This window comes from Aureimonas ureilytica DSM 18598 = NBRC 106430 (assembly GCF_000382705.1).
Taxonomy (GTDB): domain Bacteria; phylum Pseudomonadota; class Alphaproteobacteria; order Rhizobiales; family Rhizobiaceae; genus Aureimonas; species Aureimonas ureilytica.
In genome coordinates this window covers 73594-91310 of the sequence record NZ_ARQE01000008.1, presented here as the reverse complement: position 1 = coordinate 91310, position 17717 = coordinate 73594, and the positions used below count along the sequence as shown (strand labels likewise).

The following is a 17717-nucleotide window of genomic DNA, read 5'->3' as shown; positions in this document are numbered from 1 at the left end:
ATGTCGTTCGAAGCGGCGATGGGGCTGCCTGTGCCTCAGCTTATGGCCTTCTCGCTCGCCGCATCGAAGAGATGGATTTGCGCGGGATCGACCCCGACGTGGAATTTGTGACCCGGAACGACCCGGAACGAAGGCGGCATTCGCGCCGTCAGCATCGCCTCTCCCAGGGCGAAGTGCACCAGCGTGTCGGAGCCGAGCGGCTCCACCACCTGCGCCGTGACGTCGAGCGTCGTGCCGAGATCGGCGGCCACCTGGAAATGCTCGGGCCGGATGCCGACGATCACCGCCTGGCCCTCGACGAGCGCCGGTCCGGCGACGCGCGGCAGCCAATTGCCGTCGGCGAACACGAGACGGTCGCCCTCGGCCCGTGCCTTGGCGAAGTTCATGGCGGGNGAGCCGATGAAGCCGCCGACAAAGGTGCTGGCCGGGCGGTTATAGACCTCGTCGGGCGTGCCGACCTGCTCGATATCGCCGCCGCGCAGGATCACGATCCGGTCGGCCAAGGTCATCGCCTCGACCTGATCATGCGTGACATAGAGGATCGTGGTGCCGAGCGTCTGATGCAGGCGCTTGATCTCGGTGCGCACCTCGCCGCGCAGCTTGGCGTCGAGATTGGACAAAGGTTCGTCGAACAGGAAGACCTGCGGTCGCCGCACGATGGCCCGGCCCATGGCGACGCGCTGGCGCTGGCCGCCCGACAGCTGGCCCGGACGGCGGTCGAGAAGATGGGCGATGCCGAGCATCTGCGCCGCGTCCTGAACGCGCTTCTGGGCGTCCGCCGCCCCGACGCCGCGCACCTTCAGGCTGAAGCCCATGTTCTCGGCGACCGTCTTGTGCGGGTAGAGCGCGTAGTCCTGAAACACCATGGCGATGTCGCGCTCGCGCGGCGGCAGGGCGTTGACGACTTTGGTGCCGATGCGGATTTCTCCGTCCGTCACGCTTTCGAGCCCCGCCACCATGCGCAGCGTCGTGGACTTGCCGCAACCGGACGGGCCGACGAGAACCACGAGTTCGCCATCGGCGATCTCGAGATCGATGCCCTTCACGATCTGGACGGCACCATAGCTCTTGTCGAGCTTGCGCAGGCTGACCGATGCCATGCTTTCGCTTCCTCCCGTCGGCTCCGCGGAACCGTCTCTCCCGTCTCGCACCTTGCCCGAGACACAAAATTAGATCAATGGTGTATCAATTTTGCAATGCAGTATGGCAGGACGTCAGCGGATGCGCGAGACGTAACGGGCGACGCGATGGTCGTACCAGGTGCGCGAAACCTCCGCGAGTTCGCCTTCCGCCGTCCAGCTCTTGCGAAAGATGTGGCAGATCGGCGCGCCGACGGCGGGCGCGAAGGCCTCGGGTTTCCACGCGGGTACGATACCCAGATCGATCTGGTCCTCGGCCTTCTCGATGAAGAGCCCGAGGCGGGTGCGATAGAAGAGGTAGAGCGATTCGGAGAGGTCTTCACGCGTGATGACATCGGCGAAGCGCCCGTCCAGCCAGATTTCCTCGACCGCCGCGACCTCGCCGGACAGGCGGCGCAGCCGACGGATGCGATGCCCCACCGGCGAGGGCCCAAGCGCGGCGATCTCTTCGGGCTTCTCGCAGCGCGCGACCTCCAGCACGTCCGCCGTCGGCAAGCCGCCGCCCGCGATCCGCTCCAGCCGGAACATGGCATAAAGGCTCTTGGGATCGCTCGCCGCGCGGATGTAATTGCCCGAGCCCTGGATGCGCTCCAGAAGGCCCCGGTTCTGCAATTCGGCCAGCGCCTTGCGCAGCGTGCCGATGGACGTGCCCATCTCCACCGCCATGTCGCGCTCGGGGGCCAGCTTCTCCCCGTCCACCAGCCGCCCGGCTGCGATGTCGCGCACCAGCGTCTCGGTGAGCTGGAGATAGACGGGAAGGCTCCCCCGCACCTGCCTCATGACGGCCCTCCCTTCGCGGACGCAAATTGATACACCATTGATTTACACCAGGGCGGGTGTTAGCTCCAGAGCCGGTTTCATGCTCGGAGGAGGAAAAGCATGAGTGTCGTCCCGATCACGTCGGCCGATCTCGCCGAGGTCGAGGTGTCCTGGTTCTCGGCCCTCTGCTCCGACGACTACGCCTATCTCGGCGTGCCCGACGGCGCGCTCCGCTCGAGCTGGGAGCACTGTTCCGACATCGCGCTCACCGCCGAGCGTCTGGGCTTTCGCAACATTCTCTGCCCCTCCTCCTATCAGGTGGGCCAGGACACCTTGTCCTTCGTGGCGGGCTGCGCGCCCATCACCAGCCGGATGAACTTCCTCGCCGCAATCCGCTGCGGCGAGATGCAGCCGATCATGCTGGCGCGCACCGTCGCGACGCTCGACCACATGCTGAAGGGCCGCCTGACGCTCAACGTCATCAGCTCCGACTTTCCCGGCGAGCGCGCCGACAGCGCCTTCCGCTACCGGCGCTCCCACGAGGTCGTCGAGATCCTGCGCCAGGCCTGGACGCGCGAGACGATCGATTTCGAGGGTGAGGTCTACAACTTCAAGGGCGTCTCCACCGAGCCCGCCCGCCCCTACCAGCAGAACGGCGGCCCGCTCCTCTATTTCGGCGGCTATTCGCCGGACGCGCTGGAACTCTGCGGCGCGCAGTGCGACGTCTATCTGATGTGGCCGGAAACCCGCGAGCAGCTGGCCGAGCGGATGAAGGCGGTCCATGCGCGGGCCGAGGCGCACGGGCGCACGCTCGACTACGGCTTGCGCGTCCACGTCATCGTGCGCGACACCGAGCGGGAGGCGCGCGAATACGCCGAGCACCTCGTCTCCAGGCTCGACGACGAATACGGCCAGCTGATCCGCTCCAGAGCCCATGACAGCATCTCGCTCGGCGTCGCGCATCAGGCGCGGGCGCGCGAGCTCGCCGACCAGTTCGGCTATATCGAGCCCAACCTCTGGACCGGCGTCGGCCGGGCGCGCTCGGGCTGCGGCGCGGCGCTGGTCGGCTCCACCGATCAGGTGCTCTCGGCGCTGGAAGACTACCGCCGCATGGGCATCCGCGCCTTCATCCTGTCCGGCTATCCGCATCTCGCCGAGGCCGAGCATTTCGGCACCAAGGTGCTGCCTCAGATGAAGACCTGCTCGCTGCCGCATGCGCGCGGCCGCGTGCCCGACACCACACCGAACACGCCTTTGGGCCTGGGGGAGCGCCGCTGATGGACCGCGTCAAGCTTGGAAACGATCTCACCGTCAGCCGCCTCGTCTACGGCCTGTGGCGGCTCGGCGACGACGCCGACACCTCGCCGGCTCACGTCCAGCGCAAGGTGGAGGCCTGCCTCGAGCAGGGCATTACCACGATGGACCATGCCGACATCTACGGCGGCTACACGGGCGAGGCGATCTTCGGCGCGGCGCTGAAGGCCGCGCCCTCGCTTCGCGACCGGATCGAGATCGTCACCAAATGCGGCATCGTCGCCCCGATGGGCCGCCATGCCGGCGCGCGGGTGAAGCACTACGACACCGGCCGCGCCCATATCACGACCTCGGTCGAGACCTCGCTGCGCGACATGGGGCTGGAGCGCATCGACCTCCTCCTGATCCACCGCCCCGATCCGATGATCGACCCGGCCGAGACGGGCGCGGTGCTGGACGAGCTGGTGGCGTCGGGCAAGGTGCGCGCCGTCGGCGTCTCGAACTTCAGGCCCCACGACCTCTCGCTCCTCCAGTCGGCGATGGCGAGCCCGCTCGTCACCAACCAGATCGAGCTGAGCCTCCTCGAAACGGACGCCTTCACCAATGGCGACCTCGCCAGCCTCATGGAGCGGCGCATCCACCCGATGGCCTGGTCGCCGCTCGGCGGCGGGCGGCTCTTCGGGGGCGAGGCGACGCCGCTGAAGGCGAAGCTCACCGAAATCGCGCGGGCGCAAGGGGTGGACGAGGGTGCCGTCGCGATCGCCTGGCTCCTGGCGCACCCCGCCAAGATCCTTCCCGTGCTCGGCACCAACGCCCTTTCGCGCATCGCCGCGATTTCGGATGCGCTTCGGGTCGAGATCGACCGGCAGGCCTGGTTCGAACTCTACACGGCGGCGAAAGGTCAGGAGGTTCCGTGATGACCATCATGCAGCCCATCCGCCCCATGCCCGAGCACCGTTTCGTGCCGGATGCGGGCAACACGCGCGCGCTTCGAAGCGCCCTCGGCGCCTTCACGACGGGCGTCACCGTTGTCACTGCGCTGACCGATGCCGGCCCGATCGGCATGACCGTGAACAGCTTCGCCTCGGTCTCGCTCGACCCGCCGCTCGTCCTCTGGTCGCCGGCCAAAAGCTCCGGCCGACACGGTGTCTTCACCGGCGCCGCGCATTTCGCGGTTCATGTCCTGGGCTTGGAAGAGGACGGCTTGAGCGCCCGCTTCACGCGCGGCGGCCTCGGCTTCGAGGGGCTGGACTGGCAGGCCAACGCGGAAGGCGTGCCGGTGATCTCCGGCACGCTCGCGCGCTTCGAATGCGCCACCGCCTCGCTGCACGACGCGGGCGACCACACGATCGTGCTCGGTCGCGTCCTGCGAGCCGCCCATCGCGAGGGCGACCCGCTCTGCTTCTCGCGCGGCGCCTTCGGCCGCTTCAGCCGCTAGGTCCTGAGTGCCGGGAGGGCGCTTTCACCGGCCTCACGGATGGAGGCTCGGCCTCGCGCCGGAATCGCTCTCGATGGCCCTCGCCTGTTGCGCGGTGGTCGCCTTTCTCTGACCGGACGCCCGCCGCGACCTCCTCCATGACAGGAAGGCCCCCGGCACGACACCGGGAGCCTTCCAAGCGAACGGATGGAGGAGCCTCAGGCGCTCAGGCGCTCGAAGCCTGCATCCGACCCCATGTCCATCTCGAAGCCCTCGTCCCGATCGGCGTGGCTCGGCGCCTTCTGGACGGGGGCCTTGCGCTTTCCGCCATGCGCCTCGCCAAAAGCCTGCACGCGCTCGCGCAACACTTTGATGCTTTCCTGACGCGCGGCCGTCGTGACTGGCTTCGCCCGGGCATCGGCGGCGAGCTTGAAGTAGCCCGTGTCGGTCTGAAGGCGGCTCGCCTGTTCCGACAATTGCGCGGAGGTCGCGGCCATTTCATTGGCGGCGCCGGCGTTCGCCTGCGTGACCTGATCGAGCTGGGTGATCGCCTGGTTGATCTGCTCGATGCCGATCGACTGCTCGCGGCAGGCGGCCGAGATTTCCGACACGAGTTCCGCCGTCTTCCGGATATCGGGCACGAGCGCGTCCAGCATCTGCCCGGCTTCTTCCGAGGTCAGAAGCGTCTGGGTCGAGAGCTGGCCGATTTCCTGCGCGGCCTCTTGGCTGCGTTCGGCGAGCTTGCGCACTTCGGAGGCCACGACCGCGAAGCCCTTGCCATGCTGGCCGGCACGGGCGGCTTCGATCGCGGCGTTGAGCGCCAGAAGATCGGTCTGGCGCGCGATTTCCTGCACCACCGAGATCTTCTCGGCGATGGTGCGCATGGCCTGCACGGAGGCGCTGACCGCCTCGCCGCTGCGCCGGGCGTTCTCGGACGCCTGGATCGCGATCTTCTCGGTCGTGCCGGCATTGTCGGCGTTCTGGCGCACATTGGCGGCCATCTGCTCGATCGCGGCGGAGGCTTCCTCTGAGGCCGCCGCCTGCTCGGTCGAACCGGAGGAGAGCTGCTCGGCGGTCGCGGCCGACTGCGCCGAGCCCGAGGCCACCTGCTCGGACGAGGCGCGGATCGAGACGATGGTGTCGTTGAGCTTCTCGCGCATCTGCGAGATCGTCGCCAGGAGATCGCCGATCTCGTCGTTCCGCTTCAATTCGATCGGCTCGGAAATGTCGCCGCCGCCGATCTTCCTCGTGTGGAACATGGCAAGGTTCAGACCCCTGGTGAGGGACAGGGTCAGCCAGATCGCGGCGCCCGCCCCGATCAGAAGCGCAAGCGCGATCATCGCGATCATCGTGTCACGCGTCGAGTAGTATTCGTTCTGCGTGCTGGACGCGAGCCCTTCGGCCACCCTGGTCTCGGCCGCGATCAGGCTGTCCAGCTTTTCGATCGTGCCGAGGAGAAGCGGACGACCATCCGCGGCATAGGCCTTGTTGGCCTTCTGGCTCGAGTTGTCGGCACCGAGCACCCCGATCCGTTCGATCAGCGGCTTGAGTTCGGACCAGTCCTGAGCCTGCTCGGCGACTGCCTGTTCCAGCTGCGTGCCGGCCGCAGCGGCGACATAGGCGGCCATGGCCTTGTCCAAGGCCTGGAACCGGTCGAGGAACATGGCGTGCGCCTGAACCGCACGCTCCTCCTCCGTTTCGCTGGTCGAAGCCATGAGACGATACATCGTCTGCGGCAAGGCCAAGCGCGCCGTAGCGGCCGCATCGCGCAGCCCCTCAAGATCAGGATATTTCCGGATCTCCTCGCGCGTCTTCGCGAAATCGGCGGTCAACTCGTCCACCAGGGGCGCGGCCGTCTTCGCGTAGATCTCGTTGGCGCGCGTCTTGGAGTTCTTCTGGGCAAGATCCATCGTCCGCTCGGCCATGGCCTTCCAGGCAGCGACGGCGCCAATGATCTCGTCGGTGTTCGCCAGGGGGCCCGCCATATCCGGCGCCAACCCGGCGCGGTAAGCCTTCATGACCTCCAGTTCGTCGGCGATGGCCTTATCCACGGCCTTGCGGATCTCGGCCATTTCCGCGTCGTCGCTGGATGCGAGCATCCGATTGATGTTGCGCCCGAGATTTTGCAGACCGCGCGCGGCATCCGCAACACGTTTGGTCTGGTTATAGGGTCGCGTGACGAAAGCCTGCATGTTCTCGTTGGATGAATGCAGTCCGTGTACCGCGTAATACCCCGCCCCCGCCATCACACCGAGAACACCCGCAAAGGCCGTTGCAAGCTTCAGTTTGATCGTTAGACGCATTTCACTGCTCAGGTTGGAACCGATTGTAGGAGAAAAATGACAGGATGATGTTGATAGAAAACTAACTGCTCCCATCACTATGTATTAACCAAAGGTTTCGAGCGGCTGCCGATCGGTAACGCCGTATTGATGGCAATGCGGGGGTATTGAAAGTTCCCGCGTTCGGAATAGATGCTGGAAGTTACATGGAAAGGACGAACTCATGTCGGACCATCCTTCCACTTCCTCGCGCACACCCGAAGCGCCCGAAAACGGCCCAAGGGACAAGGTTCCGGCCTCCGGGCCTCACGCCAAGCCGGAACTGACCAATCCCGATGCGACGCCCGGCGCCGGCAGTCTTCCCGACGACAAGGAGACGGGGGACGCGGACGGCGGCGCGGGTTGATCCTCGCATAACCTCCGGCGGCACGGCTCTCGAACGCGCCGCCGGGTCTTCCGAACCGGTGCGGTTCGACGAGCGAGGCCGGCTTTTGTCATCGCGTCTGATCTTCGCGACATGCCATCGTCCGCTCATGACCGCAGAGCCTGATTGCGGATCGCTTCCAGCATCGGCTGGACCCGGAACCCTCGCCCGCTCGCCTTGGCCGTCAGAGCGCGCAGATAGCCGCCGGGCGAGCGAACGCGATCGGAGCGCTCCAGAAGCGCGGCGATCGTGATCGCGGCCTCGTAGCGCCCCATCGCGCCCTGCGCCGCCCGGTAGGCGTCAGCGGAGATGCCGAGCGCCCCGCGAACGAGATCGGCCGTCTTCTCGAAATCGCTGAGAGTTCGGATCGGCTCGCGGCTGTAGTCCGACAGGGTCGGGCAGATCGACAGAACCGTCTCGATATCGGGTGCCTCGCGCTCGGCCTTCTGACGCCGCGCCGCCGCCGCATCCGTCTCGCTTCGTGTCGCCGCACCCTTGCCGTTTGGCATCGAACCAAGAGCGGTCGTGCCCGGCGGGGTTTCATCCCCTGCCCTCGGCTCGACGCCAAATGGCGGATCGCTCAAATGCGAACGTGGCGCACCAGCCGGATTTTCTTCTCGCCTTTGTTCTAGGCTCTTTTCAGATGATGAGTCTGGTTTTGAACTCTGATAGTGGCGCTCGTCTTGCGCGGCATTGCCGCTCAGTTCTTGTTCTGAAAGCGTTGAAAGATAAAGCGTTTCGCATCGAGCCCGCAGAGCGAGGGCTTCCGCGAGGGCGTGATCGAGATCAACAGAGCTTGCAGCGCGCGGCAGACGAGCAGCCACGCCTCGCCAGGCGGCTTCGAGCGACGCCCAATCCCCTGCCCTCTCCTCGATCAACGCGGCGTCCAGGATCTTTCGGATGTCGCGGCGGCACAGGGCGATCTCCGTGCGAAGACGACGCACCGTGCGGGCTTCCATCCGCGACTCCTCGGCCTTCTCCAGGATCAGATCGGCCGAAAGCGCGAAAGGCGAGAGATCGAAGCCGAAAGCCTCGTCGCCCTCCTCGAGATCGCGGCGGCGATAGCGCTTGCCGTTCGGGCTGTCGCGCCGGAGGACGAGGCCGGCCTCGATGAGGCTCGCCAGATGCCGGCGCAGCGTCGCATCCGCCATGCCGCGCGTGCGCAGCGACAATTCGCGGTTGGACGGAAAGACGATCTGCGGCTGCGTGGGGTCGAGGCGCTTGGGCGTGTGGCAGGAGAGAAGCGCCTCCAGCACGGCGAGCGTGCGGTCGGACAGGCCGAAGGCCTGGCGCGCCTCCGTGAGCGCGCGCAGGAGAGCCCATTTGTCCGGCCCCTCCCCGCTCGCGTCGTCAGTCTCCGGTTTCTGGGCGCGCAGACGCGCCTGCGCGCGACGCACGCCATCCTCCCGCCGCATCAGGGCAGCCGAAATCGGCCGCGCCCCGAAAGGCGAGTTCCAATGGAACTCGATCATGTCTCTGCTTCAGGCTCGAGGCAAAGCAGAGGCGTTGCCGGAACGCGACCGACTCTTGACAGAGAATGCCGGACATGATTCTTTCAGATTGCTACATCTTGAAAGGGCTTCCGGAGCATCACGTTTCGGGGGCCTTTTTTTTGGTCTGCCTCGATCTCTGTCCTTTCCTTCGGTTCGTTGCGGTTTCTCGACGTGTCGGCGGTTGGTTCCGCCGATCAGTCCTCGCCCTCTTGCGCCTTGAAGGCGGCATAGAGCGCGGGAATTTCGGATGCGACGAAGGCGGCGAACGCGCCCTCGCCCTTGAACTCGATCACCGGGCGCTTGGCGTCGGCGCGGAAGGCTGCGACGACGCGCCCTCCCGCTTCCGCCAGCGCCTCGGGCGCGGCAGTCGCCGGCTTCGCCTTGCGCGTCAGCCGCTCCAGCATCAGAACGAAGCGCTCGTCGCTGGTCGCCTTGGCGAAGCGCTCCGTCGCGATCTCCCGCTCGGCCTTGTCGCGGGCCGCAGCGGTCTTCAGCTGGTCGGCGAGCAGCATCCAGCGCGTGCGCCCCGCTTTCGGCGCCGGGCCGATCGCTCGCGCGATCGCCGCGGGGACCGCTTCGGCCACCTGAAGGAGCCGCGTCATCTCCGCCTTGTGCAGCGACAGGGCGGACTGAACCGTCGCGCGCTCGAAGCCGCGCTGGAGCAGCGCTTCGGCAAAGAGCGCGCGCTCGATGAAGGACAGATCGCGGCGCTCGGAATTTTCCTTGCCCTGCGCGACCACCAGCTCGACATCGCTGAGCGGGCGCACGACGGCGCGCACCTTGAGCCCCAGCGCGCGGGCCGCCGCGACCCGTCGATGGCCATAGGCGGTCTGATACCAGCCGGCGCGGGCGCGCTCGGGCTCGGGATGCGGGCGCAGCAGAACGGGCACCTCCTGCCCGCCCTCTTCGATCGACCGGCAGAGCGCGTCGAAGGCTTCGTCGGATCGGTCGGGCTGCGACAGGCGGTCGGCGACGAAGGCGGGCTCGACGAGATTGGGGTCGATCTCCACGACCCGTTCGCCGCGCGCCACCTGCTCGCGCAGCACACGCGCGTCCTCGGCTTCGGCCCGCAGATTGCCGAGCGCAAGACCCATGGCCTTCACCGCGCCGGAACTCGAATGCGAGCGCGGGCGCGGCTCCGACGCGATGTCCTGCGGCTCCGGCGCCTCGGCCTCGGCTGGCGGCGCGCCGCCGAGCAGCGCCTTCAACTCGTCGCGACGCCGGCTCATGCGGCGCCTCCCCGGAACTCAACGCGAGCGGCTGTGAAGGTCGTCTTGCCCTGCATGGTCAGACCCTCCCCCAGCTCTCGAGGATCAGCGCTTCGATCTCGCTGTTGACAGCGGTCAACGACTCCATCGCCCGGTCGTAGGTGGAGCGAGAGAAGTTCTCGCGCGCCACCTCGTAGAGCGTCTGCTTGGTGAGGCCGGCATCGCTCAGCGCCGTCGATTTCAGCATCGGATTGGTCAGCACTCGCCCGCCGAACTGCGCGCGCAGGAAACCGGCGATCTGCGCCTGCGGCCCGTCATGGGGCTCGTAGCGCGTCACGAGATAGCGCAGAAAGTCGAAGTTGAGATCGCCGCCGGCCTCGCGCACGACCTGAAGAAGGTCCGAGGTCATGAACAGGAACTGGCTCATCGAGGCGACGTCGAGCATCTGGGGATGCACGGTCACGAGAACCGAGGTCGCCGCGCAGAGCGCGCCGAGCGTCAGGAAGCCGAGCTGCGGCGGGCAGTCGATCACCACCACGTCGTAGCGATCCTCGACCTCGCGCAGGGCGTCCTGCACGCGGGCGAAGAAGAGGCGCTCGCCGGCCTGTCCCTCGCGCTGCGCTTCGGCGAGCTGGCGCGGCGTCGCGTGCTCGAACTCCTGAAGCTCCAGATTGCCGGGCACGAGGTCGAGCCCGTCGAAATAGGTCGGGCGGATAATGCTCTCCAGCGACACGCGCTCGTCGTCGTAGCGGATCGCGCCGTAGAGCGTGTCGTTGCCGGTGAGGTCGAGCTCGGGCTGGTAGCCGAGAAGGGCGGAAAAGGACGCCTGCGGATCGAGATCGACGGCGAGGGTCCGGTAGCCCTGCAGCGCCAGATATTGTGCCAGATGCGCGGAGGTCGTGGTCTTGCCCGAGCCGCCCTTGAAGTTGGTGACGGCGATGATCTGCAGATGCTCGTCCGTGTCGGGACGGCGCCATTTCAGATATTGCCGGGCCTTGGGCGAGCCCGCCTCGTGCTGGCCCGCCAGATGCCGGCGCAGCGCATTGATGTCACCCAGCGTGTAGGAACGGCGGCCGGACGGGCCGACCTCCGGCTGCGGACCTTCGCCCGAGATCGAGAGCTGGCGCAGATAGCTGTCGGAAACGCCGATGAGACGCGCCGCTTCCCCCGACGTGAAGGGGCGCAGCGTCTTCGACGAGGTCGGCGGAAAGAGCCGCTGGCGCATGGCCTGCAACTGGCTCGACAGAAGCCGCGCGTCGGCCGCGATCTGCTCGTCGGCGGGCTTGGGCTCTAGAGACTTGGATTTCGGCTTGGACACAAGCGGGCCTCGTTTGGAACGCCGCGCCGGCCCGGTCGGGGCTCGGCGCGGGGAAGGGTCTGCGCTGCGGCGAGCGGCACGGCTGGAACGGGCCCCGGACTCGCCCTCGGGCTCCGGTTCCTTATAAGCATTCGGGTCGATCCCGAGGCTTGCGCTCCCATCCATCAGTAACGGTATCCACTCGATCTAACGGTCCAAACCGTTAACGAGGATGCGGCCGGGCCGGGAAAGAGTCAAATCGCCTTCATGATTGGGTAAGGTCTGCCGGTTGACGGGGAGGTCTGCGGCGAGAGCGATCATTTCGCCTTGGCTGCTATCCCGTTGTTTCTCATAACATTTCTCGATTGTCGAGCGCGTTGACAGCTGTCAATGAGGACGGCCAGAGCTGTGGATGCGCAGGATGCATGGGCCAAGCGGCGCGCGGCGGGGCCACATAGAACCGATTCTCTCCCGCCGTTTGATTCTCTCCTCTGCGCTCCCCATTCCCCATCCGACTGCCTCTCACAAACGAAAAAGGCCGGCGCTTCCCTGAGGAAGCACCGGCCCCTTCTAAGAGCCAATAGAGCGTCGGATCAGGCCGCCGAGGTCTTCAGCGAACCGTCGCGATAGCGCTTGGCCATGTCGGCGAGCGCGATCGGCTTGATCTTGGACGCGTGGCCCGCCGTGCCGAACTCCTCGAAGCGCTGCGCGGCGAGCTTGGTCACGGCCGCCATGGCGGGGCCGAGATATTTACGCGGGTCGAACTCTTCGGGCTTCTCGGCGAAGACCTTGCGGATCGCGCCGGTCATGGCGAGGCGGCAGTCCGTGTCGATATTGATCTTGCGTACGCCATGGCGAATGCCGCGCTGGATTTCTTCCACTGGCACGCCCCAGGTCGGCTTGATCTCTCCGCCATGCTTGTTGACGATCTCCTGCAGATCTTCCGGAACGGAGGAGGAGCCGTGCATGACGAGATGGGTGTTGGGGAGCCGCGAATGGATCGCCTCGATGACATTCATCGCGAGCACCTCGCCATCCGGCTTGCGTGAGAACTTGTAGGCGCCGTGCGAGGTGCCCATCGCGACGGCTAGCGCATCGACATGCGTGTCCTCGACGAAGCGCGCCGCCTCGTCCGGGTCCGTCAGAAGCTGGTCGTGGCTGAGCGTGCCCTCGAAGCCGTGCCCGTCCTCCTTCTCGCCCGAGCCCGTTTCGAGCGAGCCGAGGACGCCGATCTCGCCTTCGACCGAAGCGCCGCACCAATGGGCCATGTCGGCGACCCGGCGCGTGATGCCGGCATTGTAGCTGTAGTCGGCGAGCGAAGCGCCGTCCTCCTTCAGCGAGCCGTCCATCATCACCGAGGTGAAGCCGTGCTGGATGGCGGTGATGCAGGTGGCTTCGTTGTTGCCATGGTCGAGATGCATGCAGATCGGAATGTCCGGGTGCATCTCGGCAAGGCCTTCGATCAGCCGGGCGAGGATCAGGTCGTTGGCATAGGCGCGCGCGCCTCGGCTCGCCTGGAGGATGACCGGCGCATCGGTCTTGGCGGCCGCAGTGAGGATCGCCAGCCCCTGTTCCATATTGTTGATGTTGAAGGCGGGCACGCCGTAGCCGTGTTCGGCGGCATGGTCGAGAAGCTGGCGGAGGGTGATCAGGGCCATGGGGTCTTGTCCTTCCGTTGGGATCAGCCGAGCGCGGCCGTGACGTCGGCGACGATGCCGAGATAGCCGTCCGCATTCCAGGCGGAGCGGCCGATGAAGAGACCGTCGATATGCTCGCAGAGAGCTAGATCGACGCAATTGCCGGGATTGACGCTGCCGCCATAGAGGACGGCGAGGGGGGTGCCGAGCTTGTCCGCGGTCAGCGCCTTGATGCGCTTGTGCTGGGCGTCGGCGAAATCGGGCTCGGCGGGCGTGCCGCCTTCGCCGATCGACCAGACCGGCTCATAGGCGAGGATCACCTTCGCGCCGCCCGCCCAGTCGACCTCCGAGATCGCGGCGAGAACCTGACGCTCCAGCGCTTCCTCGGTGCGGCCCTCGTCATATTCCTCGCGCGTGTCGCCGATGCAGACGAGCGCGGTGAGACCATGGCGAACGGCGGCGGCGGTCTTCAGCGCGACCGTCTCGTCGGTCTCGTTGAAGAAGGTCCGGCGCTCGGAATGGCCGATCTCGATCAGGGCGCCGCCGCAATCGCGCACCTGCGGCACGGAAATCTCGCCGGTCCAGGCGCCGCTGTCCTTCCAATGCGCGTTCTGCGCGCCGACGATCACGTCGGTCTCCTTCAGATGCTCGGCCACGCGATGAAGGACCGTGAAGGGCGGGATGACGAAGAGCTGGGCGTCGTCGGAGCGGGCGGCGCGCTCGGAGGCTTTCAGCGTCTCGCAGAAGGCGTCGGCCTCCGCGATCGTCTTGTTCATCTTCCAGCTGGTGCCGATCCAGGGGCGCTTGCGCAAAATACTCTCTCCAATTCGTCTGCGTTCGATCCGGCGGCGTGTCGACCGCGCGGGGAGGGGCGCCGTCCGCGAGCGCCCCACAAAAAAGGGGCCGGCTCTTTCGAACCGGCCCCTTTGGCTTGCCGTGTCAGGCGCGGGCCTTGGCCTTGGCCTTTTCCGCGACCTTCTCGGCGGTGATGCCGAAATGCTTGTAGAGATCGCCGCCCGGCGCCGAGGCGCCGAAGCCGGTCATGCCGATCACGTCGTCCTCGTCCTCGACGAAGCGCGTCCAGCCGAAGGGGGAGGCGGCTTCGACGGCGATGCGCGGCGCCTGGCCGAGCACGGTGTCGCGATAGGCCTTGGGCTGCTTGGCGAAGAGCTCCCAGCAGGGCAGGGAGACGACCGCCGCCTTCACGCCTTCGCCGGCGAGCTTCTCGGCTGCCGCGACCGCGATCTCGACCTCGGAGCCGGTGGCGAGGATCGTCACCTCGCGCGCCCCGCCCTCAGCCTCGCGCAGCACGTAGCCGCCCTTGGCCGAGAGGTTTTCGGCCGAGGCTTCCGTGCGGACCGCCTTAAGGTTCTGGCGGGACAGGACGAGGGTCGTGGGCGCCTTCACGTCGCCGAGCGCCGCTTCCCAGCATTCCACGGTCTCGATCCCATCGGCCGGGCGCATGACGAGCATGTTCGGCATGGCGCGCAGCGAAGCGAGGTGCTCGATCGGCTGATGCGTCGGGCCGTCCTCGCCCTGGCCGATCGAGTCATGCGTCATGACGTAGACGACCGGCTGGTGCATGAGGGCGGACAGGCGCATGGCCGGGCGCGCATAATCGGAGAAGCATAGGAACGTGCCGCCGAAGGGCGTGAAGCCGCCATGCAGCGACAGGCCGTTCATGATCGCGGCCATGGCATGCTCGCGCACGCCGTAGAACACGTAATTGCCGTCATAGGCCCCGGCCTGGACCGGCTTGGCGCCGCCCGCCTTGGTGAGGTTCGAGCCCGACAGGTCGGCCGAGCCGCCGATCAGCTTGGCGGATTTGGCCGCCAGCGCGTCGATCACCATCTGGCCGGCCTTGCGCGTGGCGAGCGAGGCCTTGTCGGTCAGCATCTTCGACTTCAGCTCGGCCAGCATCGCGGCCGGATCGCCGTCGAACCCGTCCTTCAGGACGCGCTCGAAAGCCTCGCGCTTCGCCGCGTCCGCTTGGGCGAGGCGCTCGGCCCAGGCCTTGGCGTCCGCCGCGCCGCGACGGCCGAAGCTCTTCCACTGGTCGGTCAGGTCTTCGGGCAGAACGAAGGGCTCGTGCGCCCAGGTGAAATATTCGCGCGCATGGGCGATGCCCTCGGCGCCGAGCGGCGAGCCGTGGACGCCGGACGTGCCGGCCTTCTTGCCCGCGCCATAGCCGATCGTGGTGCGGCAGGCGATGAGGGTGGGCTTGTCGGAGGTCTGCGCGCGCTCGATCGCGGCCGCGATCGCGACCGGGTCATGCCCGTCCACGGCGTCCGTGTTCCAGTTGGCCGAGGCGAAGCGGCCCGCGACGTCGTCGGAGGTGGTGAGATCGGTCGCGCCGTCGATCGTGATGCGGTTGTCGTCCCACAGGACGATCAGCTTGTTCAGCTTCAGATGGCCGGCGAGCGAGATCGCCTCCTGGCTGACGCCTTCCATCAGGCAGCCGTCGCCCGCGATCGTATAGGTATAATGTTCGCAGAGATCGGAGCCGAAGCGCGCGTTCAGGATGCGCTCGGCGAGCGCCATGCCGACGGCGGTGGCCAGCCCCTGGCCGAGCGGGCCGGTCGTGGTCTCGATGCCGGCGCCTTCGCCGAACTCGGGATGGCCGGCGGCCTTGGAATGAAGCTGGCGGAAGCGCTTCAGCTCGTCGATCGAGAAGTCCTCGTAGCCCGTGAGGTGCAGGAGGCTGTAAAGAAGCATCGAGCCGTGGCCGGCCGACAGGACGAAGCGGTCGCGGTCGGGCCAGTTGGGCTGGCTGGCGTCGAACTTCATGAAGCGCGAGAACAGAACCGTCGCGACATCGGCCATGCCGAGCGGCATGCCGGGATGGCCGGAATTGGCGGCCTCCACCGCGTCCATCGACAGAAAGCGGATGCCGCTTGCCAGATAGCGCGTCACCTTGGCGTCGAGGGGGGGAAGGTTCGGTTTGTCGAGCATGCGGGTCCTCCAAGAGATGGGCTCCGCGCCCATCCGCTCGCCGCCCCGTCCGCGCCGGAGCGCCAGGGCGAGCGGGCGAGGGGCTGGAAACCCTGTCCGTTCCGGCACGAGCATTCCCACGCGGCACGCGTCAAATCAATCGCCTCCGATGAAATATGTTCATATGAACAGGGAAATACCATATGAACACATCCAACACGGGTCGGCTCGAAGCGGAGCCGCCCGCCACGCCGAGGGCGGAGGGCTGCATGGACGCGATCGCACCGAACGAGATCGAGCTGATGACCGAGATCGCGCGCCGCTACTACGAAGGCGAGGCGACGCAGGCCGACATTGCCGCCGAGTTCGGCCTGTCGCGCATGAAGGTCAGCCGTCTCCTGCGCCAGGCGCGCGAGGAAGGCGTCGTGGACGTGCGCATTCGCGTTCATCGCACCGTGGCCGCCGATATCGAGGAGCGCCTTCGCGCCCGCTTCGGCCTGAAACGCGCCCTGATCGCGGCCGACCGGGCGGATGCGGAGGCGCAGCGCGACGAGGTGGCGCTGGTGGTGGCCGATTTCCTCGACCGCGAGCTTCACGACGGATCGACGGTGGCGGTCGGCATGGGCCGCAACGTGGCGGCGGTGGCGGACACGCGCGGCCGCCCGGGGCTCGGCAGCGCCGTGTTCGTCTGCGCCACCGGCGGCGCGCACCGGGCGGGCGAGCCTGGCAATGCCGACCATATCTGCCGCAAGCTGGCCCGGCGCTTCGGCGGCACGCCCGAAACGCTCTACGCGCCCGCCTATGTGCCGGAAGCCGCCTTGCGCGACGCGCTTTTGCGCAACCAGACCGTTCGGCGCACGCTCGACGTCGCGCGCTCGGCCGATTTCGCGCTGATCGGCATCGGCGATCTCGGCGAGGAAAGCCACATGGTGCGCATGGGCTGGTTCAAGCGCGACGAAATCCTCGCCGCCCGCGCCGCCGGCGTCGTCGGCGATCTCATGGGCTACGACTTCTTCGACCTCGACGGGCGCGAGCGCAACGAGATCCTCGGCGGGCGGGTGATCGGCCTCCGGCTGGACGAGATGCGCGCCATCCCCCATGTCGTCGCCATCGCCTCCGAACCGACCAAGACGGTCGCCATCCTCGCCGCGCTGCGCACCGGAGTTCTCGACATATTGGCGACCTCGCTCGCCAACGCCCAAAGCATTCTGGCACTGGACGAGGCCCTGCGTCCGGCCGGGGATCGGCTGGCGACGCCTTGAACATTTGAACGGAAAGTGTTTGAAGTAACAGATATCAGGCGGCGCGGCGATGGGCCGTCCGTCCGGGCCGAGCGAGGCTTGCGCCCGACCTTAAGGCCCCAAGGAGACAAGACCATGAAGATCGTTCTGGGCGGCGACAGCGCCGGTGTTCCTCTCGTCAAGGTGATCCTGGAGCATCTGCAGAAGCGCAGCGATCTCGAGGTGGTGGATGCGAGCGCCGCGCCGTCGGGCGAAAGCGAGCGCTACGCCACCACGACGGACCGCATCGCGAGCCAGGTCGTGGACGGCACCTATGATCGCGGCATCCTGATCTGCGGCACGGGCATCGGCGTGTGCATCTCGGCCAACAAGGTGCCGGGCATCCGCGCGGCCCTTACGCACGACACCTATTCGGCCGAGCGCGCCGCGCTCTCCAACAACGCACAGATCATCACGATGGGCGCCCGCGTCATCGGCCCCGAACTCGCCAAGGCCATCGTCGACAGCTATCTCGCCCAGACCTTCGACCCCGCATCCTCCTCGGGCCCGAATGTCGATGCGATCGACGCGGTCGAGCAGAAGTACAAGACCGCCTGAGACTGAAGAGTGTCCAGCGGGCCGGCCTCATCGGTCGG

The 17717-nt window shown here is 67.0% G+C and carries 15 protein-coding genes; 6 read left to right on the top strand and 9 right to left on the bottom strand.

Features of this window, described 5'->3' with window-relative positions; all coding sequences use genetic code 11:
- Positions 1 to 35: 35 nt before the first annotated feature.
- The gene (locus B146_RS0116810; RefSeq protein WP_019997636.1) at positions 36 to 1100 is read right to left on the bottom strand and encodes an ABC transporter ATP-binding protein; all 1065 of its coding nucleotides are present in this window, start codon (positions 1098 to 1100) and stop codon (positions 36 to 38) included.
- 114 nt (positions 1101 to 1214) lie between these two features.
- Entirely contained in the window at positions 1215 to 1919 is a 705-nt protein-coding gene (locus tag B146_RS0116805) for a GntR family transcriptional regulator (protein ID WP_019997635.1), read from the bottom strand.
- 99 nt (positions 1920 to 2018) lie between these two features.
- Between B146_RS0116805 and B146_RS0116800 the strand changes: the two genes are divergently transcribed.
- From B146_RS0116800 to B146_RS0116790, 3 genes are read left to right on the top strand one after another with little or no spacing between them, the layout of a single operon-like run.
- Positions 2019 to 3176, top strand: a complete 1158-nt coding sequence (locus tag B146_RS0116800) for an LLM class flavin-dependent oxidoreductase (RefSeq protein ID WP_019997634.1) — start codon at positions 2019 to 2021, stop codon at positions 3174 to 3176.
- A complete protein-coding gene (locus B146_RS0116795) occupies positions 3176 to 4069 on the top strand; it encodes an aldo/keto reductase (RefSeq protein ID WP_019997633.1) in 894 nt (297 codons plus the stop codon). The genes B146_RS0116800 and B146_RS0116795 overlap by 1 nt, the downstream gene beginning before the upstream one ends.
- A complete protein-coding gene (locus B146_RS0116790; protein ID WP_019997632.1) occupies positions 4069 to 4590 on the top strand; it encodes a flavin reductase family protein in 522 nt (173 codons plus the stop codon). Before B146_RS0116795 ends, B146_RS0116790 begins: the two co-directional genes overlap by 1 nt.
- Positions 4591 to 4787: 197 nt before the next feature.
- Here B146_RS0116790 and B146_RS27905 read toward each other — a convergent pair whose 3' ends face one another.
- Positions 4788 to 6872, bottom strand: a complete 2085-nt coding sequence (locus B146_RS27905) for a HAMP domain-containing methyl-accepting chemotaxis protein (protein ID WP_081631017.1) — start codon at positions 6870 to 6872, stop codon at positions 4788 to 4790.
- A gap of 202 nt (positions 6873 to 7074) precedes the next feature.
- On the opposite strand from B146_RS27905, the gene B146_RS0116780 reads away from it, so the two are divergent.
- The gene (locus tag B146_RS0116780; RefSeq protein ID WP_019997630.1) at positions 7075 to 7257 is read left to right on the top strand and encodes a hypothetical protein; all 183 of its coding nucleotides are present in this window, start codon (positions 7075 to 7077) and stop codon (positions 7255 to 7257) included.
- A gap of 125 nt (positions 7258 to 7382) precedes the next feature.
- Here B146_RS0116780 and repC read toward each other — a convergent pair whose 3' ends face one another.
- The 6 genes from repC to tkt form a co-directional block, all read right to left on the bottom strand.
- A complete protein-coding gene (gene repC / locus B146_RS0116775) occupies positions 7383 to 8747 on the bottom strand; it encodes a plasmid replication protein RepC (protein ID WP_019997629.1) in 1365 nt (454 codons plus the stop codon).
- 215 nt (positions 8748 to 8962) lie between these two features.
- Positions 8963 to 9997 (bottom strand): plasmid partitioning protein RepB, encoded by a 1035-nt coding sequence (gene repB / locus B146_RS0116770; RefSeq protein WP_019997628.1) that lies wholly within the window; start codon positions 9995 to 9997, stop codon positions 8963 to 8965.
- 58 nt (positions 9998 to 10055) lie between these two features.
- Positions 10056 to 11294 carry a plasmid partitioning protein RepA gene (repA, locus tag B146_RS0116765; RefSeq protein WP_019997627.1) on the bottom strand — a complete coding sequence of 413 codons (1239 nt, stop codon included), beginning with the start codon at positions 11292 to 11294 and terminating at the stop codon, positions 10056 to 10058.
- A gap of 572 nt (positions 11295 to 11866) precedes the next feature.
- Positions 11867 to 12931: a class II fructose-bisphosphate aldolase gene (fba, locus tag B146_RS0116760; RefSeq protein WP_019997626.1), complete on the bottom strand. Its 1065-nt coding sequence runs from the start codon at positions 12929 to 12931 to the stop codon at positions 11867 to 11869.
- Positions 12932 to 12954: 23 nt separating this feature from the next.
- A complete protein-coding gene (locus tag B146_RS0116755) occupies positions 12955 to 13722 on the bottom strand; it encodes a triose-phosphate isomerase (RefSeq protein WP_019997625.1) in 768 nt (255 codons plus the stop codon).
- A 127-nt stretch (positions 13723 to 13849) separates the two neighbouring features.
- Positions 13850 to 15862, bottom strand: coding sequence for a transketolase (gene tkt / locus B146_RS0116750; protein WP_019997624.1), 2013 nt, complete (start codon positions 15860 to 15862; stop codon positions 13850 to 13852).
- 182 nt (positions 15863 to 16044) lie between these two features.
- On the opposite strand from tkt, the gene B146_RS0116745 reads away from it, so the two are divergent.
- Together B146_RS0116745 and derI are read left to right on the top strand one after the other, a co-directional pair.
- A complete protein-coding gene (locus B146_RS0116745) occupies positions 16045 to 17103 on the top strand; it encodes a sugar-binding transcriptional regulator (protein WP_019997623.1) in 1059 nt (352 codons plus the stop codon).
- A 114-nt stretch (positions 17104 to 17217) separates the two neighbouring features.
- The gene (gene derI / locus B146_RS0116740; protein ID WP_019997622.1) at positions 17218 to 17679 is read left to right on the top strand and encodes a D-erythrulose-4-phosphate isomerase; all 462 of its coding nucleotides are present in this window, start codon (positions 17218 to 17220) and stop codon (positions 17677 to 17679) included.
- Positions 17680 to 17717: the final 38 nt, after the last annotated feature.